This window comes from Lactobacillus sp. UMNPBX4, from assembly GCF_002554115.1.
Taxonomy (GTDB): domain Bacteria; phylum Bacillota; class Bacilli; order Lactobacillales; family Lactobacillaceae; genus Lactobacillus; species Lactobacillus gallinarum.
This window is the reverse complement of record NZ_PCZF01000012.1, coordinates 16029-41623: the sequence shown is the minus strand read 5'-3', so window position 1 is coordinate 41623 and position 25595 is coordinate 16029. Positions and strand designations below refer to the sequence as shown.

General features: G+C 36.2%; 27 protein-coding genes. 26 read left to right on the top strand and 1 reads right to left on the bottom strand.

What is annotated here, in order from left to right; genetic code table 11:
• The first annotated feature begins 66 nt into the window (after positions 1-66).
• From CP355_RS03805 to CP355_RS03700, 22 genes are all read left to right on the top strand, one after another.
• A complete protein-coding gene (locus CP355_RS03805; RefSeq protein WP_098043922.1) occupies positions 67-1176 on the top strand; it encodes a Xaa-Pro peptidase family protein in 1110 nt (369 codons plus the stop codon).
• A gap of 81 nt (positions 1177-1257) precedes the next feature.
• Entirely contained in the window at positions 1258-1827 is a 570-nt protein-coding gene (efp, locus tag CP355_RS03800) for an elongation factor P (protein WP_025005857.1), read from the top strand.
• Between the two features lie 17 nt (positions 1828-1844).
• Positions 1845-2276, top strand: a complete 432-nt coding sequence (locus CP355_RS03795) for an Asp23/Gls24 family envelope stress response protein (protein ID WP_025005856.1) — start codon at positions 1845-1847, stop codon at positions 2274-2276.
• A gap of 7 nt (positions 2277-2283) precedes the next feature.
• Complete coding sequence (gene nusB, locus CP355_RS03790; RefSeq protein ID WP_025005855.1) at positions 2284-2676, top strand: transcription antitermination factor NusB; 393 nt, start codon at positions 2284-2286, stop codon at positions 2674-2676.
• Between the two features lie 59 nt (positions 2677-2735).
• The gene (locus CP355_RS03785) at positions 2736-3581 is read left to right on the top strand and encodes a bifunctional methylenetetrahydrofolate dehydrogenase/methenyltetrahydrofolate cyclohydrolase (RefSeq protein ID WP_098043921.1); all 846 of its coding nucleotides are present in this window, start codon (positions 2736-2738) and stop codon (positions 3579-3581) included.
• Positions 3578-4921, top strand: coding sequence for an exodeoxyribonuclease VII large subunit (xseA, locus tag CP355_RS03780; RefSeq protein WP_087176430.1), 1344 nt, complete (start codon positions 3578-3580; stop codon positions 4919-4921). The genes CP355_RS03785 and xseA overlap by 4 nt, the downstream gene beginning before the upstream one ends.
• Before the next feature lie 2 nt (positions 4922-4923).
• Positions 4924-5166, top strand: coding sequence for an exodeoxyribonuclease VII small subunit (locus CP355_RS03775; RefSeq protein ID WP_025005852.1), 243 nt, complete (start codon positions 4924-4926; stop codon positions 5164-5166).
• Between the two features lies 1 nt (position 5167).
• Positions 5168-6037: a polyprenyl synthetase family protein gene (locus CP355_RS03770; RefSeq protein WP_098043920.1), complete on the top strand. Its 870-nt coding sequence runs from the start codon at positions 5168-5170 to the stop codon at positions 6035-6037.
• On the top strand, positions 6038-6850 hold the full coding sequence (locus tag CP355_RS03765) for a TlyA family RNA methyltransferase (protein ID WP_056945479.1): 813 nt from the start codon (positions 6038-6040) through the stop codon (positions 6848-6850).
• Positions 6851-6860: 10 nt separating this feature from the next.
• On the top strand, positions 6861-8543 hold the full coding sequence (gene recN, locus CP355_RS03760; RefSeq protein ID WP_087176432.1) for a DNA repair protein RecN: 1683 nt from the start codon (positions 6861-6863) through the stop codon (positions 8541-8543).
• On the top strand, positions 8536-8976 hold the full coding sequence (locus CP355_RS03755; protein ID WP_025005849.1) for an ASCH domain-containing protein: 441 nt from the start codon (positions 8536-8538) through the stop codon (positions 8974-8976). The genes recN and CP355_RS03755 overlap by 8 nt, the downstream gene beginning before the upstream one ends.
• 136 nt (positions 8977-9112) lie before the next feature.
• Positions 9113-9727: a guanylate kinase gene (gmk, locus tag CP355_RS03750; protein WP_025005848.1), complete on the top strand. Its 615-nt coding sequence runs from the start codon at positions 9113-9115 to the stop codon at positions 9725-9727.
• A gap of 2 nt (positions 9728-9729) precedes the next feature.
• Positions 9730-9954 carry a DNA-directed RNA polymerase subunit omega gene (rpoZ, locus tag CP355_RS03745; RefSeq protein WP_003627587.1) on the top strand — a complete coding sequence of 75 codons (225 nt, stop codon included), beginning with the start codon at positions 9730-9732 and terminating at the stop codon, positions 9952-9954.
• Between the two features lie 49 nt (positions 9955-10003).
• Positions 10004-12403, top strand: a complete 2400-nt coding sequence (gene priA / locus CP355_RS03740; RefSeq protein WP_098043919.1) for a primosomal protein N' — start codon at positions 10004-10006, stop codon at positions 12401-12403.
• 12 nt (positions 12404-12415) lie between these two features.
• Positions 12416-13360 (top strand): methionyl-tRNA formyltransferase, encoded by a 945-nt coding sequence (gene fmt, locus CP355_RS03735; protein WP_098043918.1) that lies wholly within the window; start codon positions 12416-12418, stop codon positions 13358-13360.
• Positions 13311-14675: a 16S rRNA (cytosine(967)-C(5))-methyltransferase RsmB gene (gene rsmB / locus CP355_RS03730; RefSeq protein WP_098043917.1), complete on the top strand. Its 1365-nt coding sequence runs from the start codon at positions 13311-13313 to the stop codon at positions 14673-14675. Before fmt ends, rsmB begins: the two co-directional genes overlap by 50 nt.
• A 4-nt stretch (positions 14676-14679) precedes the next feature.
• Positions 14680-15435 carry a Stp1/IreP family PP2C-type Ser/Thr phosphatase gene (locus tag CP355_RS03725; protein WP_025005845.1) on the top strand — a complete coding sequence of 252 codons (756 nt, stop codon included), beginning with the start codon at positions 14680-14682 and terminating at the stop codon, positions 15433-15435.
• Entirely contained in the window at positions 15425-17440 is a 2016-nt protein-coding gene (pknB, locus tag CP355_RS03720; RefSeq protein ID WP_087176437.1) for a Stk1 family PASTA domain-containing Ser/Thr kinase, read from the top strand. The genes CP355_RS03725 and pknB overlap by 11 nt, the downstream gene beginning before the upstream one ends.
• Entirely contained in the window at positions 17441-18331 is an 891-nt protein-coding gene (rsgA, locus tag CP355_RS03715) for a ribosome small subunit-dependent GTPase A (protein WP_087176438.1), read from the top strand. It abuts the gene before it with no gap.
• Between the two features lie 12 nt (positions 18332-18343).
• A complete protein-coding gene (gene rpe / locus CP355_RS03710; protein WP_087363636.1) occupies positions 18344-18994 on the top strand; it encodes a ribulose-phosphate 3-epimerase in 651 nt (216 codons plus the stop codon).
• On the top strand, positions 18994-19680 hold the full coding sequence (locus CP355_RS03705) for a thiamine diphosphokinase (RefSeq protein ID WP_098043916.1): 687 nt from the start codon (positions 18994-18996) through the stop codon (positions 19678-19680). The genes rpe and CP355_RS03705 overlap by 1 nt, the downstream gene beginning before the upstream one ends.
• A gap of 137 nt (positions 19681-19817) precedes the next feature.
• The gene (locus CP355_RS03700; RefSeq protein ID WP_087235451.1) at positions 19818-20027 is read left to right on the top strand and encodes a hypothetical protein; all 210 of its coding nucleotides are present in this window, start codon (positions 19818-19820) and stop codon (positions 20025-20027) included.
• Positions 20028-20124: 97 nt separating this feature from the next.
• Here the strand turns inward: CP355_RS03700 and rpmB are convergent, their stop codons facing one another.
• Positions 20125-20310: a 50S ribosomal protein L28 gene (gene rpmB, locus CP355_RS03695; RefSeq protein ID WP_025005840.1), complete on the bottom strand. Its 186-nt coding sequence runs from the start codon at positions 20308-20310 to the stop codon at positions 20125-20127.
• Between the two features lie 157 nt (positions 20311-20467).
• On the opposite strand from rpmB, the gene CP355_RS03690 reads away from it, so the two are divergent.
• The 4 genes from CP355_RS03690 to plsX are packed head-to-tail and all read left to right on the top strand — an operon-like array spanning position 20468 to position 25568.
• Positions 20468-20830 (top strand): Asp23/Gls24 family envelope stress response protein, encoded by a 363-nt coding sequence (locus CP355_RS03690; RefSeq protein WP_003547910.1) that lies wholly within the window; start codon positions 20468-20470, stop codon positions 20828-20830.
• A gap of 21 nt (positions 20831-20851) precedes the next feature.
• On the top strand, positions 20852-22513 hold the full coding sequence (locus tag CP355_RS03685) for a DAK2 domain-containing protein (RefSeq protein ID WP_098043915.1): 1662 nt from the start codon (positions 20852-20854) through the stop codon (positions 22511-22513).
• A 3-nt stretch (positions 22514-22516) separates the two neighbouring features.
• Positions 22517-24547 carry an ATP-dependent DNA helicase RecG gene (recG, locus tag CP355_RS03680; RefSeq protein ID WP_098043914.1) on the top strand — a complete coding sequence of 677 codons (2031 nt, stop codon included), beginning with the start codon at positions 22517-22519 and terminating at the stop codon, positions 24545-24547.
• 19 nt (positions 24548-24566) lie between these two features.
• Positions 24567-25568 (top strand): phosphate acyltransferase PlsX, encoded by a 1002-nt coding sequence (gene plsX / locus CP355_RS03675; protein ID WP_098043913.1) that lies wholly within the window; start codon positions 24567-24569, stop codon positions 25566-25568.
• The last annotated feature ends 27 nt before the right edge of the window (positions 25569-25595 follow it).

The following is a 25595-nucleotide window of genomic DNA, read 5'->3' as shown; positions in this document are numbered from 1 at the left end:
TATGGTATTTTCCATAGCAGATTTAGTATAATTAATAAATATATTACGCAAAGAAGGTATCTGATTATGGAAAATAAAGAGGAATTACTTACATTAATTAACCATCGTATTAATCAAGTTACAGCTTTGATTAAGGAACATAACGCAGATGCTATGATTATCTTTAATCAAGCTAATTATCGTTATCTTACTAATTTTACCGGCGAAGAGGCACAATTAATATTGACGGCCAGTGGTGAGCGAATTCTTTTGTCAGATTCACGTTTTGCAGGGCAAATTAAGGCGCAAGCTCCAGGTGAAATGAATGTAATAATGAAACATTCAAGTGACTATGAAGAATTGACTAAAGCCCTTAAGAAAATGAATATCAAAAAGGTTTTGGTAGAAGGTGAATTTGTTTCAGCTAGTGAATTTTCAAAATTAAAGGAATTAAATCCAGATCTTAATTTTGAAATGGTTGAAGAACTAGTCGAACGTGTCAGAAATGTAAAAGATGAACTTGAAATTGCTGCTTTACGCAAAGCTATTGATATATCAATGGAAAGTTTCAAAGGTATTTTGCCAATGATCAAGCCTGGCGTAAAGGAACGTGCAATTGGTGCTAAACTAGATTATCTTTTTAAAGTAAATGGTGGAGACGGCCCAGACTTTGAGACAATTGTTGCTTCAGGTGTGCGCTCGGCTTGGGCTCACGGCGTAGCTAGTGACAAGGAACTTGAAGAAGGCGATATGATCGTCATTGATTTTGGTAGTTTTTATCATGGTTATGCGGCTGATATTACTAGAACGGTTGCCTTAGGTGACGTTGATGAGGAAATGCACAAGATTTATGATATTGTCCATGAAGCACAGCGCCGAGGTATTGAAGCAGCCGTTGTGGGAAATACAGGCCACGATGTTGATAAGGCAGCTCGTGATTATATAACTGAGCAAGGTTATGGTAAATACTTTGGTCATGGTATTGGTCACGGAATTGGTCTTGAAATCCATGAATTATGTCAACCTGCTCTGCCTTTTAGGACAACTAAACTAGTTAATAATATGGTTCACACTGTTGAACCAGGGATTTATTTACCTGATAAAGGCGGCGTTAGAATCGAAGATGATATTTTGATTCATGATCAAGCGCCTGAAACTTTATCTACTTTGCCTAAAGATGAGTTAATTTCATTATAGTTAATATTTTAATAGGCCGAAGTTATAGCCAAAACGGTCTAAGATTGGTAAGATAATAATTGTAGAAATGAGGGACTTATTATGACAATGATTTCAGTAAACGAATTCAAGAATGGCTTAACTATTCAATACAATAACGATTTATGGCGTATTGTTGAATTCCAACACGTAAAACCAGGTAAGGGTAGTGCATTCGTACGTTCAAAGCTTAAGAGCTTGAGAACCGGTGCTGTCCAAGAATATACTTTCCGTTCAACTGCAAAGGTTGAAACTGCAGATATTCAAACTAAGTCAATGCAATACTTGTACAATGACGGTTCAAGTTACGTATTCATGGATACTTCAACTTATGATCAATTAGCTATTCCAAATGAACAAATCAAGGATGAAGCTAACTACTTGTTAGAAAACATGGTAGTTAACGTAATCATGCACGAAGGTGAAACTTTAGGTATTCAATTACCTAATACTGTTGATTTGAAGGTAGCTAAGACTGAACCAAACATCAAGGGTGATACTTCATCAGGTGGTGGTAAGCCAGCTACTATGGAAACTGGTTTGGTAGTTAACGTACCATTCTTTATTAACGAAGGTGACGTATTAACTATCAACACTTCTGATGGTACATACGTATCACGTGCAAATAAGTAGTTTTTTGAGGTAACAAAATGGCAGATAGTTCAAAAATTCTCTTAAGTGGTGAAGAAAACAGCGAACAAATTAAAATTGATCCAAGTGTTCTAGAAGTTATTTTGGGGATTGCTGCTGAAAAAATTGATGGCGTTGCTGGAATGCGTGGTAGCTTAAAGTCAGGACTTAATTGGGTTCTTGGCCGTGAAGATCACGGTAAGGGCGTTAACGTAAAAGTTGACGAAGATAATAAATTAATTGCTGATGTTTATGTCTACCTTGAAAGTGGCGTTAATGTTCCTAAAGTGGGAATGGAAATTCAAAAGGAATTGAAGGCTCAATTGTTACAAATGACTGACCTTGAACTTAAGTCAATCAATGTTCATGTGGTAGGCTTAGCTTTCCCAGAAGATGAAAATGACGCTGAAGAAAGTCAAACCACCTCAGAGCTGTTTCCGGAGGATGAATAGAGAGATAATGAACCAACACGAAAGTCGAAAAGTTGCTATGCAAGCAGTATATTTGGCTAATCAAGAGCCAGATTTAACTGCTGAAGATGTGGAAGCAAAAGTCGTCGCAACACTTAATTTAAAACAGCTTTCTGCCTATTCAAAGAAACTAATTGAAGGCGTACTTGAAAATCGTGAAGATTTGCAGTCTGAATTAACTAGTCATTTGAAAAAGGGCTGGCGTCTTGAACGTGTAAGTCAAATAGTTGTTGCTATTATGGAAGTTGCACTTTTTGAAATTAAGAATAGTGATGAAATTGATCCTAAGGCAGCAGTTAATGAAGCTTTAAATTTATGTGACGAATTTGCTGAGCCAAAAGAAAAACCATTTATTAATGGTATGTTAGCAAACTTTGTTTAATAACGATTGAATAGCCGGCAGCTTTGCCGGCTATTTTTTAGTAATAAGGAGAAAAAATAATGGAAAAAATTCTTGATGGTAAGGCATTTGCAAATTTATTAGGTCAAAATCTTAAAGAAAAGGTTAAGAAATTAAAAGATGAGGGAATAACGCCACATTTTTGCGTAATAAATATTGGGGACGATCCTGCAAGCAAAATCTATGTTCGAACTAAAAAGCGTCGTGCTGAAAAAATGGGTATTATCCAAGACATTTATCAAATGTCGGCTGATACAAAGCAAGAAGAAGCTTTAGCTTTAATTGATAAATTAAATGCAGATCCAGCAATCAATGGTTTAATGGTACAATTGCCAGCTCCTAAACAAATTGATGCGGATGCCTTGCTAGAAAGAATTGATCCTAATAAAGATGTAGATGGATTAACTCCAGCTAATATTGGTCATCTTTGGATGGGTAACCATTTTGTAGAACCAGCTACTGCCGAAGGGATCATTGCTTTACTTAAGCATTATGAAATTCCACTTGAAGGTAAAAACGTTGTAATTATTGGCCGTAGCAATATTGTAGGTAAGCCTTTAGCAGCTTTAATGTTGGAACAAAATGCTACAGTTACGATTGCGCACTCAAGAACTAAGAATTTGGGTGAAATTACTAAAAAGGCAGATGTTTTAGTTTCTGCAACTGGTCAGGCATTTTTAGTTAAAGCAGATATGGTTAAAGATGGTGCAGTTGTGGTTGATGTTGGTATGAACCACGTTGATGGTAAATTAGTCGGTGATGTAGATTTTGATAAAGTAAAAGAAAAGGCCAGTTATATTACTCCTGTTCCAGGTGGTGTAGGTCCCTTAACTGTGCAATTCTTGATGGAAGCAGTAGTTAAATTGACTAGGAGACAAAATAAATGACCGATAATAAGTATTTAACGGTTACAGATTTAAATTATTATATTACGCAAAAATTTAAAAATGATCCTTACTTGCATAAGGTGTTTTTGCAAGGTGAATTGTCTAACTTTCGTTATCGTCGAAATTCACATCAGTATTTTTCATTAAAAGATGAAAAGTCTAAAATTAATGTGGTGATGTTTCGTTCCTACTTTGATAAGGTGAAATTCAAGCCTGAAGAAGGAATGAAGGTATATGTAGTTGGCTATGTTAGCGTTTATGGACCACAGGGCTCATATCAGTTTTATGCGGAGAATATGGAACCGGCCGGACTTGGAGCGCTTTATGAACAATTAAAGCAACTTCAAGCTAAATTAGCTAAGGAAGGCTTATTTAATCCAGAGCATAAAAGAAAACTGCCACGTTTTCCTGATAGGATCGCAGTCGTAACTAGTGCTTCTGGAGCTGTTATTCATGATATTATGGTGACAGCTAACCGCCGCTTTCCTCATGCGGAAATTGATCTATTCCCAGCACAAGTACAAGGCGATACTGCGGCTGATTCATTAGTTAAAGCCATGCGCCAGATTGCTGCACAAGGCGATAAATATGATGTAATGATTATTGGTCGTGGTGGTGGATCACTAGAAGATTTGTGGCCTTTTAATGAAGAGGAAGTAGTACGGCAAGTTTATGCAATGCCAATGCCGGTTATTTCATCAGTAGGACACGAAACAGATACTACTTTATGTGATTTAGTAGCTGATGCACGGGCGGCTACGCCAACTGCAGCCGCTGAGTATGCGACGCCTAATTTGGCAGATGAATTGGCAGGAATTCATCAATTACAGAGTCGGTTAATTGCAGGAATGCAAAATAATATTAGCCAAAAACGAGATCGTTTAAATCGAATTAAAAACTCTGTAATTATGAGAGAACCTACCCGACTTTATGATCAACAAATTCAACAAGTTGATTTATTAAAGCAGCGCCTGCAAAATAGTATTCAAAATAAAGTGAATAATTCTTTGCAAAATTATCGTTTATTAAAACAGCGTTTGCTCAGCGTTAGTCCTGATAAGCAAATTGCAGGAATGAAACAACAAGAAAATTTTTTGACTAAACAGTTAAATGACAATATGCGTCATTATCTAAAGAGTAAGCGTAGTGATTTTAGTAAAGTAGTTCAACAACTTGATGATTATAGTCCACTTAAAACTTTAGAACGTGGCTTTGTTTATACTACTAATGAAGATGGAGAAACTATTAGTTCAGTTAATCAAATTAAAAAAGATGATCATTTAAATCTTCATTTTAAAGATGGACAAGTTACAGCAACAGTTACAGAGGTAAGGAAATAAATATGCCAACAAAGAAAAATAATTTTGAAGAACAATTAAATAGTTTAGAAAAAATTGTCACTAATCTTGAAAACGGAAATGTACCACTTGAAGATGCTTTAAAGGAATTTCAAGAAGGAGTAAAGATTAGTCGTGAACTAGATAAAAAGTTGACTAGTGCAGAAGAAACTGTAGCCAAGTTGATTGATAGTGATGGTACTGAACATGAACTAGATCCAAATAATGCAGCAGCTCCAGAGGATTAATATGACAGCATTTGAATATTTTAAAGAAGATTGGACACCAGTAATTGATGATTATCTAGCTAAACATTTAGCTTCAGAGGTTGATGACAAGAAAATTAGTCAGATCATGGCTTATTCAGTTATGGCTGGTGGTAAAAGATTAAGACCCCTTTTGTTTTTGGCAATCTTGAATACATTAGGACGCAAAATAGAAGAGCCTGAAATTAGAATTGCTTGTGGGATTGAATTAATTCACACATATTCCTTGATTCATGATGACTTACCTGCAATGGATAATGATGATTATCGTCGTGGTAAGTTAACTAGTCATAAAAAATGGGGTGAAGCTGAGGCTATTTTAGCTGGGGATGCACTTTTACCATTAGGCATTCAATGGATAGCAGAAGGTAGTCGTTCTGCCAAGTTAGTTGCCATCATTACACAGGCAGTCGGGCCTAACGGTATGGTTGGTGGTCAATATCTTGATATTGATTCCACTAATAATGCAAGTGTGGCTGATGACGCTAAGTTTATCAACAAGATGGAATGGCTAAAAACCGGTTGTTTAATTCAAGCCAGTGTGGAAATGGCAGCTACTTATGCTAAGGCTAGCGATATTGAACAAGTTAAATTAATTGATTTTGCCAAAGCATTTGGTCGTTCATATCAAATTTATGATGACTTAGTTGATGTGGTTGAGACAAGTGAAGAAGCCGGCAAAGCTACTCATAAGGATAAAGAAGAAGGCAAAAATAATACTTTAACTTTATTGGGAATTAATCAAAGCCGGAAGGAATTAAGGGATTTGATTGATCAAGCTAAAGATGATTTGCATGGCTTGAATGGAGAAGTATTAGCTGGTTTTTTGAATCTATATCAAAAGGTGTTGTAAATGGCAAAGCAAAGAGCAGATGTTTTATTAGCTGAACAAGGAATCTTTCATTCTCGTTCTGCTGCGCAAAGAGCAATTATGGCGGGCTTAGTTTCAGATCATAATCATCAAAGAATTGATAAGAGCGGAACTAAGTTCCCTGAAGGCGAGAAGTTTTACGTCAAAGATGATGGTAAAAAATATGTTTCTCGTGGTGGTTTCAAACTTGAGAAAGCATTGAAGGTTTTTGACATCGACTTACAAGATAAGATTTGTTTAGATATTGGAGCTTCAACTGGTGGCTTTACCGATGTTGCTCTGCAAAACGGGGCCAAGATGGTTTATGCGTTAGATGTAGGCTACAATCAATTAGCTTGGCAATTAAGAGATGATCCACGTGTAGTAGTAATGGAGAAGCAGAATTTCCGTTATTCTAAACCTGAAGATTTTAATCAAGGCTTACCTGATTTTGCGATGACTGATGTTTCGTTTATTTCACTTGATTTGATCATGCCGCCAATGTATGAAATCCTAAAGGATCAATGTGATGCTGTTTGTCTAATTAAGCCACAATTTGAGGCAGGTCCAGAAAACGTTGGTAAGCATGGTATTGTTCACGATCATGAAGTCCATAAAAATGTAATTGAACATACTATGCAAAAGGCAATGGAAATTGGTTTTAATGTTTTAGATGTTGATTATTCACCAATTAAAGGTGGTAAAGGAAACATTGAATTTTTGATTCATTTGCAAAAAGACGAAGCTAACGGTGGTCGTAATTTGTGGTCAAGTACCCCAGCAGAAGTAGTAGAACGTGCTGTAAATAGTCTCTAGGAGTGGAAAAATGCTAGTTGAACTAGATATTAAAAATTTTGCGATTATTAAAAGCTTAAAAGTTCGCTTTCAAGAAAAAATGACCGTGATTATCGGTGAAACTGGTGCTGGTAAATCAATAATCATTGATGCGGTTTCATTATTGATGGGAAGCCGTAGTCAAAAAGAGATGATCCGTTCTGGAGAACAAAAGGCTGTAATTACGGGTTTGTTTGTACTTGATAATCAAAAAGAAAAGATTGCGGAGCTTTGTGAAAAGTATGGTCTGCCACATGATGACGATCAATTAGTGATTAGCCGAGAATTAGCCATCAAGGGTAGAAATATAGTACGTATTAATGGTCAATTAACTACTATCAATGTTTTACGTGAAATCGGCAATTATTTAGTTGATATTCATGGTCAGCATGATCAGCAAATATTAATGGATCAAGATCGTCAAATTGATTTAGTTGATGATTATGCATCTGATTCTTTTAAAGAAGAATTATCAGCGTATCAAGAGGATTATCGCCATTGGCAAAAGTTAATTAATCAACTGCGTCATTTGCGTCAAGATGCACAAGAATTGGCTCAAAAACAAGATATTCTTCAATTTCAAAATGATGAGTTAGAGTCTGCTAATTTGGAGGATCCTGATGAGGATGAAAAATTAGAGGAAGAATTTAACGAATTAAATAATTATCAAAAAATTGCAGATACTGCCAATTATTTTATGCAGCTGTACGATGATGACGAGCACGGAATTGCAACGTTATTAGGGGATGCACAAAATGCAGCGACAGATTTAACGGAATTTGGTTCAAAATTTAAAGATTTTGCTAAAACTGTTGATGACGGAGTGTATGCTTTAAACGACGCTCGTAGTGAGTTGTCTAATTTGATGGATCAGATGGATTTTGATGAAGAACGTTTCCAATATGTAACTAATCGTTTAGATACGTTGAACTCATTGAAGAAAAAGTATGGTCCAACGTTGGCAGATGTCTTTGCTTTTTACGCTAAAGTGCAAAAAGAACTTGGTCAGTTTGAAACTGGCGGTTTAGATGAAGAAAAGCTGCAAGCAGAAGTGGCACAAGTTGAAGAAAAGATGACCAAAGAAGCTAGACAATTGCACCTAATTCGAGAAAAAGTTGCCCATTCACTAGAAGAGCAAATAAAACAAGAATTAGCAGATCTTTATATGGAAAAGGCCCGCTTTTCTATTAATTTTGAAGAAACCAAAACTTTTACGGCTAAAGGTACAGATGCAATTGTATTCTTGATTGCACCTAACCCAGGTGAAGATCTAATGCCGTTAGTAAAAATTGTCTCAGGCGGTGAGCAATCGAGATTAATATTGGCATTGAAGGCTATCTTTAGTCATGTTGAACCTGTTGGAACGATGATCTTTGACGAAATTGATACAGGTGTTTCAGGACGTGTTTCTGCCGCAATTGGTAAAAAGATGCATTCTATTGGTCAAGACAAGCAGGTAATTGCTATAACCCACTCTCCACAGGTTGCAGCTGCAGGTGATCAACGTTATTTAGTTGCAAAACAAGTAAAAGATGGTTCTACGTTTACTCAAATAGGACCTTTAAGCAAGGAAGAAACTATTACTGCAATTGCTCAAATGATGGCAGGACAAGATGTAACAGATGCGGCTAAAAAGAACGCTGCTGATTTGATTAAGAGTATTAAAGATGAATAGTATCAATAAGTTTTGGATGGATTTTTGTCAAAAACATCATGTTAATCCGGGAGAATTAGAAGGTGCTTATGCATTTGGCGGAAATAGCCAAGATGCTGATGTATTAAGCGATTTAATTAATCGTGGCATTAAAACCGCTACTACAAGCGTATATGATCCAGATGAAGATGTTCCCACAGTCGGTCAATATGCTATTGTTTTAAATGGAGAAAATAAACCAGTGTGCGTAATTCGAAATAAAACCGTGGAAATTATGCCATTTAAAAATGTTTCTGCTGAACATGCATATTTAGAGGGTGAAGGAGATCGCTCATATGATTATTGGCGAAAAATTCATGAAAATTTTTTTGCATGGGAATGTCGAGAAAATTTAAACACTATTTTTAGTGAAAATACTGAAGTAGTTTGTGAGACTTTTGAAAAAGTAGATTGAGGCAAAAAATAGGCTATCAGTCTACTTTTTTGATGCCTTGAGACGTCTACGGTTGAACTACATAAAGAGAAAACTTGAAAAACTATTGATTTTAGTGCAAACTAGATATATTAATAGTTACTAAGAGGAGTTCAGCATGGCAGATAAAGGTTTGTTATTAGTACTTTCGGGTCCTTCAGGTGTTGGTAAAGGAACTGTAAAAAGTGCTATTGTTGAAAACAAAGTCTTTCCATTTGAGTATTCAGTTTCAATGACTACTCGTAAGCCTCGTCCCGGCGAAGTCGATGGAAAAGATTATTTCTTTGTAAGTGAAGAACGTTTTCAAGAAGCTATTAAAAATGGTGAGTTATTAGAATATAATAATTACGTTGGACATTATTATGGTACGCCATTAGGTCCTGTAAAAAAGATGTTACATGATGGCAAAGACGTTTTATTGGAGATTGACGTTAACGGTGCCGCTAAGGTCCGTGAGAAAATGCCTGATGGCGTGTTCATCTTTTTAACTCCACCAGATTTGCATACATTGCACCTGCGATTAGAACATCGTGGTACTGAGTCAGAAGATGTAATTCGTGGTAGAATTAAACAAGCTCGAAATGAAATCTTGGAAATGGAAGAATATGATTATGCAGTTGTAAATGATACAGTTGCTAATGCAGTAGACCATATCAAGGCAATTGTTGATGCAGAGCATGTCAGTGTTAAGCGTGTAATTGATGACTATCGTAAGATGGTCAAGGAGGATTAATCATGAGAATTACTTATCCATCAATTGATAAATTGTTGTCACGTGTTGATTCACGTTATTCATTATCTGTACTTGCTGCTAAGAGAGCACATGAACTTGAAGCTGGCGATCCACCAACTTTAGATCATTTCAAGTGTGATAAGGCAGTTGGTAAGGCACTTGAAGAAATTGCCGCTGGTAAAGTAACGGTTGACCCAGCTCATGCCGAGGTTAACCTCGAAGACTAATTTACTGACCTTCATCCTTTGGGTGGAGGTCTTTTTTACAGGTGATTAGATGATTGCTCAGGTTATTGTTGATGTTGCAACCAAGCAAACAGATCGTATTTTTGAATATCATATTCCGGCTGAATTAGAAAAAGATGTCAAAATTGGTTCAAGAGTAATAGTACCGTTTGGTCGAAGAAAAGTTCAAGGCTTTGTAGTAGGCATAGAGGCAAAAAGTCAATTTACAGGTAAGTTAAAAGATCTTTTAGTGACAGTGGATGAAATGCCACCACTTACACCAGAATTAATAAAATTGTCTGAAAATTTGGCACAAAATATTTTTTCATATCGAATTACCATTTTACAAGCAATGTTGCCATGGGTAATGCGGGCAGGCTATCGTAAACTGTTAGTACCTGCAAATGAAAAAGCTAAAAAGATGCCGTTCTTTCAAGGTGATCCCATTGATTTAGCTAAAATGATGGATCTGAAGCAAATAAAAAAAGTTCATCAATTGCTGAAAAATGATGATGCCAAAATAGAATATGTTGTAGAAAATAGAGCTAAAGAGAAAAAAGAAAATCAGTATGAATTAGCGCTAGATTCTGCAGAATACACCAAGATTTACAATACTTTGCGTCAAAATGCGGTTAAGCAAAAGCAATTGATGATGGATATTATTGAAAATAAAGATGATTATCCTAAAAGTCAAAGTGATTTGATAAAAGGGTTAGGCTTATCGGCTGCTAATTTAAATTCAGCTGTTAAAAAAGGTTGGTTAAAAAGAAAAGCTGTCGAAGTTTATCGTAATCCCTTAGCTGGTTTTGAAGATGAAAAAAAGCCAATTCTAGTGACCTTAAATGATGAACAACAGGCTGCGTTGGACCAAATTAATAGCGCAATTGATCAGCGTAATGCAGAGACCTTTTTACTTGAAGGAATTACTGGTAGTGGGAAGACAGAAGTATATTTGCATGCAATTGGACAAGCTTTAGCTCAAGGAAGAAATGCCTTGATGCTAGTGCCAGAAATTTCGTTAACACCGCAAATGGTAAAGCAAGTAAAGGCACGTTTTGGTGATAAAGTGGCCGTTTTACATAGTGCTTTATCTGAAGGGGAAAAATATGACGAATGGCGTAGAATTCGTCGTGGTGAAATTCAAGTAGTAGTTGGAGCAAGAAGTGCAGTTTTTGTTCCGCTAGATAATATTGGATTAATCATAATTGATGAAGAGCATGAATCATCATATAAACAAGAGACCAATCCTCGTTATAATGCTAAAAATGTGGCACTCTGGCGTAGTAAATATCACCATTGTCCATTAGTACTAGGAAGTGCTACTCCATCACTAGGAAGTCGAGCACGTGCTCAAAAAGATGTATATCATCTATTACGTTTAACTAAACGTGCAAATCATAAAAAATTACCTAAAGTTAATTTGATTGATCTTAAGCATGTTCAATTTGCAGGTGGGCAATTTGACTTGTCTGTTGAATTAGTCGATGCAATTAAGAAAAGACTAGAGAAAAAAGAGCAAGTCATCTTGATGCTTAATCGGCGAGGATTTGCTAATTTCATGCTTTGCCGGGAATGTGGTTTTGTTTTGAAATGTCCTAATTGTGATGTTTCACTTAATTTGCATAAAGATACTAATAGTATGCAATGTCACTATTGCGGACATACAGAGCCAATTCCTACTCGGTGTCCTAATTGTCAAAGTTCAAAAATCCGTTTTTTAGGTACTGGAACCCAAAAAGTTCAAGAAGAACTTGAAGAACTTTTACCAGGAGCTAGAATTTTAAGAATGGATGTTGATACAACTAGGAGAAAAGGCAGTTATAAGCGGATTTTGGATTCATTTGGTAACCATGAGGCGGATATTTTGTTAGGAACTCAAATGATTGCTAAAGGATTAGATTTTCCAAATGTAACTTTAGTTGGCGTAATTAACGCAGATACGGGATTATGGTTATCGGATTATAATGCATCAGAAAAAACATTTGAGTTGCTGACGCAAGTTGCAGGACGTGCAGGACGTGCTGACAAGGAAGGCGAAGTTTTAATTCAAACTTATAATCCAGAACACTATGCCATTCAATTGGCACAAACGCAGGATTATGAAAGATTTTATGGTTATGAAATGCATATGCGTCATGCTGGCAATTACCCACCATATTTTTATACAGTATTAATATCAGTTGCTGCTAAAAAAGAGCAAAATGCGGCTAGAGAAGCATTCAAGATAAAAAGATACTTATTGCAGCATTTAAATAATCAAGCAATAATTTTAGGACCATCGCCAAGTGCAATTTCTAGAGTAAAAAATCAATATTATTACCAAATACTGGTAAAATATAAAAAAGAACCAAATTTAAATAAACTATTGCACCATGTTCAAGATTCTGCTCAAGAAGCTAAGAAATATGGTTTAAGTATTTTTATCGATAATGAACCAGAAAGAGTAATGTAAGGAGTTGTTTTAATGACATCAGTAATATTCATGGGAACACCAGAGTTTTCAGTTCCAGTATTAGAAGGCTTAATCAAAAATAATTATGAAATTAAGGCTGTTGTAACGCAGCCTGATAAAAAGGTTGGTCGTAAACAAAAGATCACTAAGACCCCAGCTAAAATTGCTGCAGAAAAGCATAATTTACTTGTTTTTCAACCAGTGAAATTGTCTGGCTCAGAAGAAATGCAACAATTGATTGATATGCATGCTGACTTAATCGTCACCGCCGCATACGGTCAGTTCTTGCCAACTAAGTTTTTAAACTCAGTAAAAATTGCTGCTGTTAATGTCCATGGTTCACTTTTGCCAAAATATCGTGGTGGTGCACCAATTCAATATTCACTCATTAATGGGGATGCAGAAACTGGTATCACCATTATGGAAATGGTAAAGAAAATGGATGCTGGTGATATTTATTCTCAAAAAGCAATTAAGATTGAGCCAGAGGACAATGCAGGAACTTTATTTAATAAATTATCAATTGTAGGTAGAGACTTACTTTTGAAGACTTTACCTTCGATTATTGATGGCAGCGTTAAAAAGATTCCTCAAGATCCAGATAAGGTAGTCTTTTCACCTAATATTACTAAAGAACAAGAACGCATCGTTCCTACTATGACAGCTGCTGAAGCTAACAATATGATCCGTGCTCTTAATCCAGATCCAGGTGCTTATATGATGCTTGAAGGCAAGCGCTTCAAGGTTTGGAAAGCAGAAGTTGCTAAGGATAGTACTGATTTAAAGCCAGGTTGCGTAGTAGCTAATAAGGGCCGCTTTGCAATTAGCTTTGCTAATGGTACTGTTTTAAACTTGCTCGAGGTACAACCAAGCGGCAAGAAGAAAATGGATATTAAGAACTTTTTAAATGGTCAAGGTAGTAAATTTGCCCCAGGAGAAGAAATTGTCGACAAATAAAAGTGCCCGTGCAATTAGCTTAGATACTTTAATTAAAGTCTTAAAAAATGGCTCATATTCAAATATTAGTTTGAACAATAGTTTAAAGCATTCTGATTTATCGATTGCTGATCAAAATTTAGCAACTAGAATTGTTTACGGAACGATTCAATATCGCCTTTTTTTGGAATATCAATTGACCGGTTTGCTTAAAACAAAAATCACTGAAAAATATTTGAAGCCGCTCTTGTTGATGTCACTTTATCAGATAATATTCTTAGACAAGGTTCCTAACCGTGCTGTACTAGATGAAGCTAATAAACTAGCTAAACAGTTTGGCAAACATCATTCTTCAGGCTATAGAGTAGTGAACGGAATCTTGCGTGCATTTATTAGACGCGGTGTGATTTTACCTGATGAAAAGGATACCGTTAAATATTTAAGTATTAGAGAAAGCGTTCCTAAATGGTTAGTTAAGTATTTAATTGACAATTGGGGAATGCAAAAAGCAAAATCAGTTTTAAGCAGTATTAATGAACCAGCCAAAAATAGTGTGCGAATTTCATCACTAGCAGATAAAAATCAGGTTTTTGATCAATTAACAAAAGAAGGATATCAACCGAAATGGTCAAATTTATCTCTTAATGACGCCGTTTTAAGTCATGGTGGCATTAGCGAAAGTGATTTATTTGAACAAGGAGAGTTGACAATTCAAGATGAAGCCGCTAGCTTAGTGGTAGAAGCTTTTGATTTTGATAAAAATCAAGCTGAACATGTTTTAGATGCATGTAGTGCACCTGGCGGGAAAACTGTCCAGATTGCTGAAAATATCACTGGTGATGTAACTGCACTAGACATTCATGAAAAGAAATTACGTCTAGTAAAAGAAAATGCTCGCCGCATGCATGTGTCGGACAAAGTAACAACTAAGGCATGTGATGCTAGAAAAGCGCAAGAAATGTTTAATGCAGGTGAGTTCACTAAAATTTTAGTTGATGCTCCATGTTCAGGTTTGGGACTATTAAGACGCAAGCCTGAGATTCGTTATACCAAGAGTTTGCAAGATTTGAAGAGCTTACAAAAAATTCAGTTAGGGATTTTAGATTCTGTTAGCACATTGTTAAAAGTTGAGGGAGAATTAGTATACTCAACTTGTTCAATTTCAATGGAAGAAAATGAAGAAGTAGTTAAGCAATTCTTGCGAACTCATCCTGATTTTGAATTAAAACCATTTTTATTAAGCAAGCTTGAGTCCAAGACAGGAATGTTAAAAATAATGCCTGATCAAGATGGCAATGATGGATTTTTCATTGCAAAATTTAGATTACGAGGTTAGATTTTTGATTGAAACAGCATACGCTTCAAGTATCGGCAAGGTACGAAAAAGCAATCAAGATTTTGTACAAGTTTTTGAGAATCGTAAGGGAATTACCTTAGCAATTGTTTGTGATGGTATGGGTGGCCATCAAGGCGGCGATGTTGCCTCTACAATGGCTGTCACTCACTTAGGACATAATTTTGGCATAACAGATTTTACTGATGCTAATATTGCTCGAAAATGGCTAGATGTGCAATTAAATTCTGAAAATGAAACAATTTTAAAAACAGCTGATAAATTTCCTGACTTAAATGGAATGGGTACGACAATTGTTTTAGCTTTTGCATTTAAGGATAATGCGTTGATAGCTCATTTGGGCGATTCACGTGCTTATAGTTATTCCGAAGGAAAGTTTGTCCAATTAACTGAAGATCATTCTTTAGTTAATGAGCTAGTCAAAATGGGGCAAATTACTAAGGAACAGGCTAAGCATCATCCCCAAAAGAACATCATTACTCAAGCCCTAGGTGTATCTAGTACAATTGATCCTGAAGTTAAGGAAATTAAGCTTGATGATGACGACATCATTTTGCTATGTACTGATGGATTAACGAACTCACTCAGTGATCCACAAATACAACAAGTTTTAGCTACAAAAGAATTAAGCTTAAAAGAACGATGCAATAAATTAATTAGTGAAGCCAATCGATTAGGTGGTGGTGATAATATTACCGTTTGCCTAATTTGGAATAAGGAGGACGAGAGCAGTGATCGATAAAGGTTATCTGCTTGGTGAACGTTATCGCATTATTGATACTTTAGGCGAAGGCGGTATGGCCAATGTTTATCTGGCTGAAGATATTATTCTGCAACGTAAAGTAGCAGTTAAAATATTACGGTTAGATTTACAAAATGAACCTCAAACACAAGCTCGTTTTCAAAGAGAGGCTTTAGCCACTAGTGAATTAAGTCATCCTAATATTGTCTCTGTTCTTGATGTAGGAACTGATCATGGATTGCCATATATGGTAATGGAATATGTTGATGGTCCAGATTTGAAAGAGTATATTCGTCAAAATGCTCCTTTGGATTTGCATGAAGTGATTCGCATTATGGATCAAATTCTAAGTGCAGTTGCTTTGGCTCATAAACATAATGTCATCCACCGTGATCTTAAACCACAAAATATTTTGATGGACAAGAGAGGCAATATTAAGATTGCTGATTTTGGTATTGCGGTTGCCTTGAATCAGAGCTCTGTAACGCAGACTAATTCTGTCATGGGATCAGTTCATTATATGTCACCTGAACAAACTAGAGGCGGATTGGTTACTAAGCAGTCCGATATTTATTCTTTAGGGATTATTCTGTATGAATTGATTACAGGCACTGTGCCGTTTAATGGTGATACTCCTGTTTCAATTGCGTTAAAACACGCGCAGGAACCAATACCTTCTATTAGAAAGAAGGATCAAAGTGTTCCGCAAGCATTAGAAAATGTTGTGTTAAAAGCAACTGCTAAGGATCCACGAGATCGATATGCTACAGCACAAGCCATGCAGGCTGACCTAGATAGTAGCTTAGATCCCGAAAGAGCAGATGAGCCGGTTTTTGTGCCTAATCATGGTAACAATAATGATAAAACAATCGTTCTGCCAGGTTTTAAAGCCCCTGAAAAAGAGCAGACTGTAGAATCTGAAGAGGAAAATAAACCTGATAAAAAGGAAAAGAAAAAAGACTTTTGGCAAAATGTTAAAAGTCATAAATGGTGGTGGATTTTTTCAGTTATTGCCGCTGGATTAATTATTTTTATTATGATTTTCGCACTAAGTGGCAATAATAATAAACCACGTCAAGTTCATATTCCTGATGTAACTAATATAACTGAAAAGCGTGCTGAAAAACGGTTAGAAGCCGCCGGGTTACAAGTGGGAAAAGTAATTAGACGCCAGTCTGATGACATTAAAAAAGGTCATGTAATTGGTACTAAACCAGCAGCCGGTAATAGAGTGGATCAAGGAAAGGCTATCATTTTAATTGTTTCTAGTGGTACCAGCATGGTAAAGGTACCTGATGTAGTCGGGGATAATTACGATGAAGCTGCAGAAAAATTAGAAAATCAAGGCTTCGATGTTGTTAGAGAAGATCAATATTCAAATAAAATGGCTAAAGGCAACATCATTTCTCAGAGTATTGCTGCTGGTGTAGAAGTAAAACCAACGCAGACTACAATTACTTTGGTGGTTTCTCGAGGAAAACAGATAAAGCCAAAGATAAATACCGTTACCTTAAAAGATTTGCACAATTACTCATTAAAGAGTGCGCAAGATTATGCTAAGGAACATGGCTTAACTTTACAGATTAATCAAGAATATTCTGATGAAATTGAGCGAGGTTTGGTTATCTCAATGCAGCCGGAAGCGGGTACTAAGGTTGATCGTGGATCTACGGTAACCATTAAAGTTTCACGCGGTCCAAAAGAAGAAAAAGATACTACTGTTACGAAGACATTTACTGTTAATTATGTTGGCAGCGATCTGAAAAAGGATGATAAATTCGATGGTAAAAGTGGAGAAACTGACACTAAGGAAGACAATAGTAAAGGCGACCATGTTCAGATTTATATCAAAGATGATGATCACTCCTTGAGTAATATCTATCGTGACTTATATATTAAACGTGATATGAGTTTCTCAATTCCATTTTCAATTAAGGATGGAAACGGCCAGTTGCGCGTAGTTCGTAACGGAGAAACTGTTTTGAATGAAAAGGTGACAAAATAAATGAAACTAGCAGAAGGAACCGTTGTCGGGTTAATTGCTGGTTATTATGATGTGGAAACTGCTGCGGGTATCGTTAGAACGCGTGCTCGCGGCGTTTTTCGTCAAAAAAAGCAAAAACCTGCAGTAGGTGATCATGTAGAAATTCAAATAGATGATCAGGGTATGAGTTACTTGGTAAAGATTTTACCGCGACTCAACAGAATTGGTCGTCCCGCTGTAGCAAATGTCAGCCATGTATTGTTAGTTATTTCTGCGGTTGAACCTGATTTTTCTTTAGAATTATTGGATCGCTTTTTAACTTTCTTTTCTTGGCAAAAAGTACAAGTCACTATTTATTTATCTAAAAGCGATTTATTAAAAGGTGACAAGTTAGCTAAAATTAAAGAAGAACTATCATATTATCAAGAAATTGGTTATCCAGTGTTTACTGATTATCATGATGTAGAAGCTCAAATTCCTCAAATGATTAAAGCGGGGCAAATTTGGACATTGGCAGGACAATCTGGTGCAGGTAAATCTACTTTACTTAACCATTTGAAGAAGGATGCTAATCAGGCAACGGGAGCAATTTCTACTAGTTTAAACCGTGGTAAGCATACTACTAGAAAAGTCGAATTATTTAAATTAGGTGAAGGTTTCTTAGCTGATACACCAGGTTTTTCTTCGATTGATTTAACACCGATCAAATTGAATGAATTATGTAACTATTTCGTTGAATTTAAACGTGCTAGCAGCAAATGTAAATTTAGAGGGTGCCAACATTTAAAGGAACCTGGCTGTGAAGTTAAAAAGTTGCTTGAAGAAGGCCAAATAATGCCTCATCGTTATGATGATTATCTGGCAATGCGGACAGAAATTAGTGAAGGCCGATTACCCGAATATTTAAAATAATAGGAGAAGAAAATGATTATTGCGCCATCAATTTTGAACGCAGATAATTTAAATTTAAAAGAAAATATTAAAGATGCTGTTGCAGTAGGCATTGATCGTTTCCATATTGATATTATGGATGGACATTTTGTGCCAAATTTATCTTTTGGACCACAATTAATTAGTGATTTTAAACGTGAATTTCCCATGACAGATGCTGAGATTCACTTTATGAGTAATAATCCTGATGATCTTATTCCAGCCTTTGTTGAAGCCGGAGCAGATATCATGGAGCTGCATTATGGTGCGATGAGTGAATCCAAGCTGAATTATTGGCTTGATTATTTGGCTTCTAATGGAGTTGAGGCTGTTTTAGCAATTAAACCGGATATTCCAGCTGACGTTGTCGAAAAATTTTTGCCAAAAATTAAACAAGTTTTAGTCATGACCGTCAATCCTGGTTTTGGTGGTCAAAGCTTTATTGCTGATTCAGCTGAGAAGATTAAGCAAGTCAGAGAAATTGTAGGACCAAACATGGCAATTGAAGTTGATGGTGGCATTAATGACCGTACGATTAAAATTGCCAAAGATGCAGGTGCTGATGTCTTTGTAGTTGGCTCTTATTTATATGAAAATGGTAATATTGCAAATCAAGTACTTAAATTAGAAAAAATTATTAAGTAATGGAAGCATATGCATTATTAGGTGGACCAACAGATTTGTGGCCTGTTAACATCAAAGAAATACTTAAAGATGCAAGAAAGACAAATAATCTTATTGTTGGAGTAGATCGTGGTTCTTTGTACTTAGAAGAATTAGGAATAACTCCTGATGTAGCGCTGGGGGATTTTGACTCATTAAAAAAAGCAGATCTAGCGGAAATTGAAAGTAATGTAAGAGATATTCGTTATTCAAATCCGGTTAAAGATTTGACTGATTCTGAATTGATGCTGCATACAGTTTTTGATGATTATCAGATTGATAATTTAAATATTTTGGGTGCAACAGGGGGCAGAATAGATCATTTTTTAATTAATTTATTAATGCTGCTCGATCCATCTCTGCGACAATTCGCTGAACAGGTCTCAATAATGGATAAGCAAAATGAAATTGTCTTTTTCAATCCGGGACGTCATGTAATAAAGAAAGTATCAGAGTACCCATATATTGGTTTTGCTGCTTTAACTGCAATTAAAGATTTTAATATTTTAGGTGCCCGTTATGAGTTGCACCATTATTCTGGAGATTATCCACGAGTGTTTTCTTCAAATGAATTTTTGCCGAATACTTCTCAATTTGAAATTAATTTTGAAAAAGGGATGCTTGCGGCGATTTATTCAAAAGATGTTAATCGCTTTCATAATCTTTAATGATTGGTTTAAAATAGATGAAAAAGAATCAAGGATTAATTATGAAATATATTGATTTTGAAAAGAATGTGGCCGCTTTTGAAGATGGTCGCTATGAAGCAAGACTTGATCGCGCAAAACAAAATGTAGAAAATTAAATGCACAAAAACCATGTTCACGTTTTTGATAAGAAAAAGAAGAAGGAAGTAGCAACTATTAATGGCCTTGCTAGAAACGTTACTTACCAAGACTTGGGCTTGCCAACTAAATTGGGCGAAATGATTACTGAATATGCCTATACTCCAATTAAGGAAAGAATGGCTGATGAAATTTCAGATGATGATAAAAATCATAATATTATGAAATAATTTAAAAAAGGACAGCTGAAAAATCAGTTGTCCTTTTTTGATGTACAAAATTTTTAGCAAACAAAAAACCTTACAGATAAATCTGCAAGGCTGGTTATTAGGCACGAGTAACTTTACCAGACTTTAAAGCCTTGGTTGAAACCCATACGCGCTTTGGCTTACCGTCAACAAGAATGCGAACTTTTTGAAGGTTTGGCTTCCAAGCACGACGAGCTGAGTTCAATGAGTGTGAACGTTTGTTACCGAATGTGGTCTTCTTACCTGTTACGTAATCTTTAGCCATTTGCTAAACCTCCTTTATATATGGTGTCATACTTAATTAGGTTATCATATGTTTTGTCGCAATTCAACTTTTTTTAGGACGTATTTTATTTATTGATTACGGCAGTACTATGATAAAATAATAATCGTATATGTAGATAATAAGACGGAGGAAGAACATGGCTGTTAAGATCAAGACAAAAGATGGTTTGATTGATATTTCAAACGGTGTAATCGCAACTGTTGTTGGTGGCGCAGCTACGTCTAATTATGGCGTTGTGGGAATGGCTTCAAAAAATGCCATTCGTGATGGATTCGATGGAATTCTTAACCGTGCCAACTATAAGCGCGGTGTTGTTGTCAAGTCAGAAGATAACGAAATCACTGTTGATGTATACATTATCGTAGGCTATGGGCTTAAGATTTCTGAAGTAAGTAAGAATGTTCAAGATAGTGTTAAATTTAATCTTTCTAATCAATTAGGAATTAACACTAAAGCCGTTAATGTAATCGTTCAAAGTGTAAAGGTACTTGACGAATAACGTAAGCGGAGGTTTTAAATAGTGGTTTTAAATGAAATAGATAGTAAGCAATTTAGAGATATGGTGCGTGTTGCCACCCACAGAATTGGTAAGAACGCTGAGTTTGTTAACTCATTGAACGTGTTCCCAGTTCCTGATGGTGATACTGGTACCAACATGAATTTAACTATTGAAAGTGGGGCAAGAGCCGTTTCTGAAAATCCTAGCAGCAATGTTGGTGATTTGACTGAAAGCTTAGCTAAAGGAATGTTGATGGGTGCACGTGGTAACAGTGGTGTTATTACTTCACAGTTGTTCCGCGGCTTTTACAAGGCTACTCAAGGCATGAAGACCTTAACTGCACAAGAATTGGCTAACGCCTTTTCAAATGGTGTAGCTACTGCTTATAAGGCAGTAATGAAACCTGTCGAAGGTACTATTTTGACTGTAGCTCGTGTTGCTGCTCAAGAAGGTGCTTCTAAGGCTAATGACACTGATGATGTTACTGAAGTAATGAAGGCAGTTGTTGAAGGTGCTAAGAAGGCTCTTAAATCAACTCCAGATTTACTTCCAGTATTGAAGCAAGTTGGTGTTGTTGACTCAGGTGGTCAAGGACTTTTGTTCATTTATGAAGGTTTCTTAGAAGGTCTTCTTGGTGAAAACTTTGCTGATCAATATCAACCTGACGAAACTGAAATGGATGAAATGATCAACGCAATGCACCACCAATCTTCTGTACAAAGTCAACTAGCTACTCAAGATATCAAGAATGGCTACTGTACTGAAATTATGGTTGACCTTAACGCTGACGTGCCAAACAAGAAGAAATTCGATTTGGAAGAATTCAGAAAGCACTTGTCAGGTTTGGGCGACTCACTTTTAGCTGTATCTGATGGTGAAATTGCTAAGGTTCACGTTCACACCGAACACCCTGGTGATGTCTTCAAGTACGGTAGTCAATTCGGTCAATTAGGCAAGATCAAGATCGACAACATGCGTATCCAACACGAAAGCATCGTTGATCAAGATAAAGAACAACAAGAATCAGTTGACTTTGCTGTTATTGCCGTAGCTTCTGGTAACGGTATTAGAAAATTGTTTGAAAGCGAAGGCATAAACAGAATTATTTCTGGTGGTCAAACAATGAACCCATCAACCCAAGACTTTATTGATGCAATCAAGAAGTCAGGTGCTAAGAAGGCAATTGTTTTGCCAAACAACGGTAATATCGTGATGGCTGCTAAGCAAGCTGCAGAAGTTAGTGACATTCCAGTAGGTATCGTACCAAGCAAGACTATCTCACAAGGTCTCACTGCAATGCTTTCATTTAACCCAGATGCTTCCGTTGATGATAACGTTGAAGCTATGTCAGAAGATCTCGACACTGTAGTTTCAGGTGAAGTAACTCAAGCTACTCGTGATACTGAAATTGACGACGTAGAAATTCACAAGAATGATTACCTTGGTATCATCGACGGTAATATTAAGGTTGATAACGCTGATTTGATCAATACTACTATCGAAATGATCGAAAAGATGCTTGATGAAGATTCAGAAATTATCACTATTATGTATGGTCGTGATGCAAGCGAAGATGAGGCACAACAGGTTGTTGAAGCTCTTGAAGCCAGTCATGATGATCTTGAATTTGAAATTCATGATGGTGGTCAACCTGTATATCACTTCTTAGTATCAGTTGAATAAAAAATGATAGAAAACGCATTATTTGCTCCTGTAACAGATTTAAAAGGTGTAGGAACAAAAACTGCGGCTGATCTAGGTAGCTTAGGCATTTATAGTATTTATGATTTGCTCTTTTATTTTCCTTTTCGTTATGACGAATTGCAGACATTGCCTTTAGATCAAATCATGGATGGTCAAAAAGTAATGCTAAAGGGAATTGTAGCCACCGAACCTTTTGTTAGTCGTTTTGGTTATAAGAAGAGTCGCCTAAGTTTTAAAATGAGAATTGACCATGATGTAATCATGGTCAATTTTTTTAATCAGCCATGGCTTAAGAGCAAGATTGAAATTGGCGAAGAAGTAGCAATTTATGGTAAATATAATGTTGCTCGTCAAAGTCTTTCTGCCTTTAAATTTGTTGCAGTAAAAGAAAATGATAGTGGCATGGCGCCAATTTATCCTGTTAATCGTCATGTTAAACAAAAAAAGCTAGTTAATTTGATTAATTTAGCGGTAGATAGTTTCTTAGATAAAGTACAAGATATTGTTCCCCAGAGCATTAGAGAAAAATATCGTTTGTTGACTGATCAAGCGATTATTCAAAAAATGCATCATCCTAAAAATAGTACTGAAGCAAATCTAGCTAAAAGAAGTGCAATCTTTCGAGAATTTTTTATTTTTGAATTGCAGCTAGCTCTTTTGGCTAGCCATGATGGCAAACAAGCAGGCTATCCTAAAAATTATGATTTAAAAGAAATAGCTCAATTGACCTCTTCTTTACCGTTTGAATTGTCAGACGATCAAAAAGAAGTTGTTAATGAAATTTTTGCTGATATGCATTCATCAGGTCAAATGCGTCGTCTGTTACAAGGGGATGTAGGATCTGGTAAAACTGTTGTTGCAGTTTATGCTATTTTTGCGGCGATTACTGCGGGTTATCAAGCAGCTTTGATGGTGCCAACTGAAATTTTAGCTACACAGCACTTTAAAAAGATTGATGAATTACTGAGGCCCTTGGGCGTAAGAGTTGCTCTATTAACAGGTAATACCAAAACACTCGAGCGTAGAGAAATTTATCGTGAATTAACTGATGGCACAATTAATGTGGTAATTGGCACACACGCTTTAATTCAGAACAGTGTCATTTTTAAAAAGTTAGGCTTGGTAATCATTGATGAACAACACCGTTTTGGCGTTGGACAAAGACAGGCTTTAATTAATAAAGGTGATCAGCCTGATATTCTAGCTATGACGGCCACTCCAATTCCTCGAACGCTGGCTTTAACAGTATATGGAGATATGACTGTTTCTGAAATTCATCATATGCCTGCCGGTAGAAAACCAATCATTTCATCTTGGAAGACTAGTAGTCAGATGAAAGATGTTTATCAGAAAATGCAGGAGCAACTTGCACAAGGTTTTCAAATATATGCTGTTACGCCGCTGATTACTGAATCTGAAACATTGGATTTAAAGAATGCGGAGGAATTACATGCTAAGTTAAGTCATGATTTTCCTAATCAAAATGTGGTTTTGCTTCATGGTCAAATGCCCGGTCCTAAAAAGGACGAAATTATGACCGCTTTTGCTAGTGGAAAAATAAATATTTTGGTTACAACTAGCGTAATTGAAGTTGGAGTCGATGTGGCTAATGCCAATATGATGGTCATCTATAATGCGGATCGTTTCGGATTAAGTCAACTGCATCAGCTTCGCGGAAGAATTGGACGTGGTAAGACGCAAAGTTATTGCGTTTTTATAGCTGATCCGAAGACTGATTCTGGTAAAGCAAGAATGAAAATAATTGCTGCTACCAATGATGGCTTTAAATTAGCAGAAGAAGACCTTAAAATGCGTGGCGAGGGTGATCTTTTTGGTAAAGCTCAATCTGGATTGCCTGAATTTCGCGTGGGAGATGTAGTTAATAACTACAATACCTTGGTTGTTGCGCAAAAAGTGGCGCGAGAATTAGTTCAGCAAGATCCGAAATTAGCTGATCATCAGACACTTAACCAAGTGCTAGAATATAAACGATTAGAACAAAATAGAATTTAAAAGATTGTGGTGAATTATATTGAGAACAATTGCTATTGATGCGATGGGCGGAGATAATGCGCCTGAAGCAATCGTTGAAGCTGTTTTAAAGGCAAAAGATGAAATGCCTGAAACTAAGTTTTTATTATTCGGTGATAAAGAACAATTACGTAATTTAATTCCTGCTGATCAAATTAATGATCAATTGGGCGTAGTTGCAACCACCGAAGTGATTGCCGATGAAGATGAACCCGTTAAGGCAATTAGAAGAAAGAAAGATTCTTCAATGGTTGTAGCAGCAAACTTTGTTAAAGAAGGAAAGGCCGATGCTCTTCTTTCTTTAGGTAATACTGGTGCATTATTAGCCTGTGGTATTTTTATCATCGGTCGTATTAAGGGCATTACTCGTCCAGGCTTAATGCCAACCTTACCACTTCAAAATAGTGATGACGGCTTTAATATGGTCGATGTAGGTGCCAATGCTAAGAGCAAACCTGAATATTTACTTCAATGGGCAGAAATGGCATCATATTATGCTGAAAAAATTCGTGGCATTCAAACTCCTCGCATAATGCTATTAAATAATGGTTCTGAAAGTGATAAAGGGGATGAGGTTCACCAAGCTGCCTATGAATTATTAAAAGATAGTGACCTTAACTTCCAAGGGAACATTGAGGGGAATGAATTATTACTAGGTAAAGCTGATGTAGTAGTTACAGACGGTTTTACTGGCAATGCTGTTCTTAAAAATATTGAAGGTACATCAAGCGTAATCTTGCATTTGCTAAAAGATAGCTTGTTAAACGGTGGTGTTATGACCAAATTAGGAGCTTTGATGGTAAAGGGCTCTTTATCAAGTCTTAAATCAAAGTTTGATACAGCTAAGTATGGCGGTGCAGTTTTGCTTGGAGTTAATGCACCAGTGGTTAAAACTCATGGCCGCTCTAATGAACGTCCAATTTATTTCACTTTAAAACAAGTTGATAAAATGATTAAAGAAAATTTAGTGCAAGATTTTAAAGACGAATTCGCTACAAAATAGTACAATAGTTTATTAAAAAGGAGAATT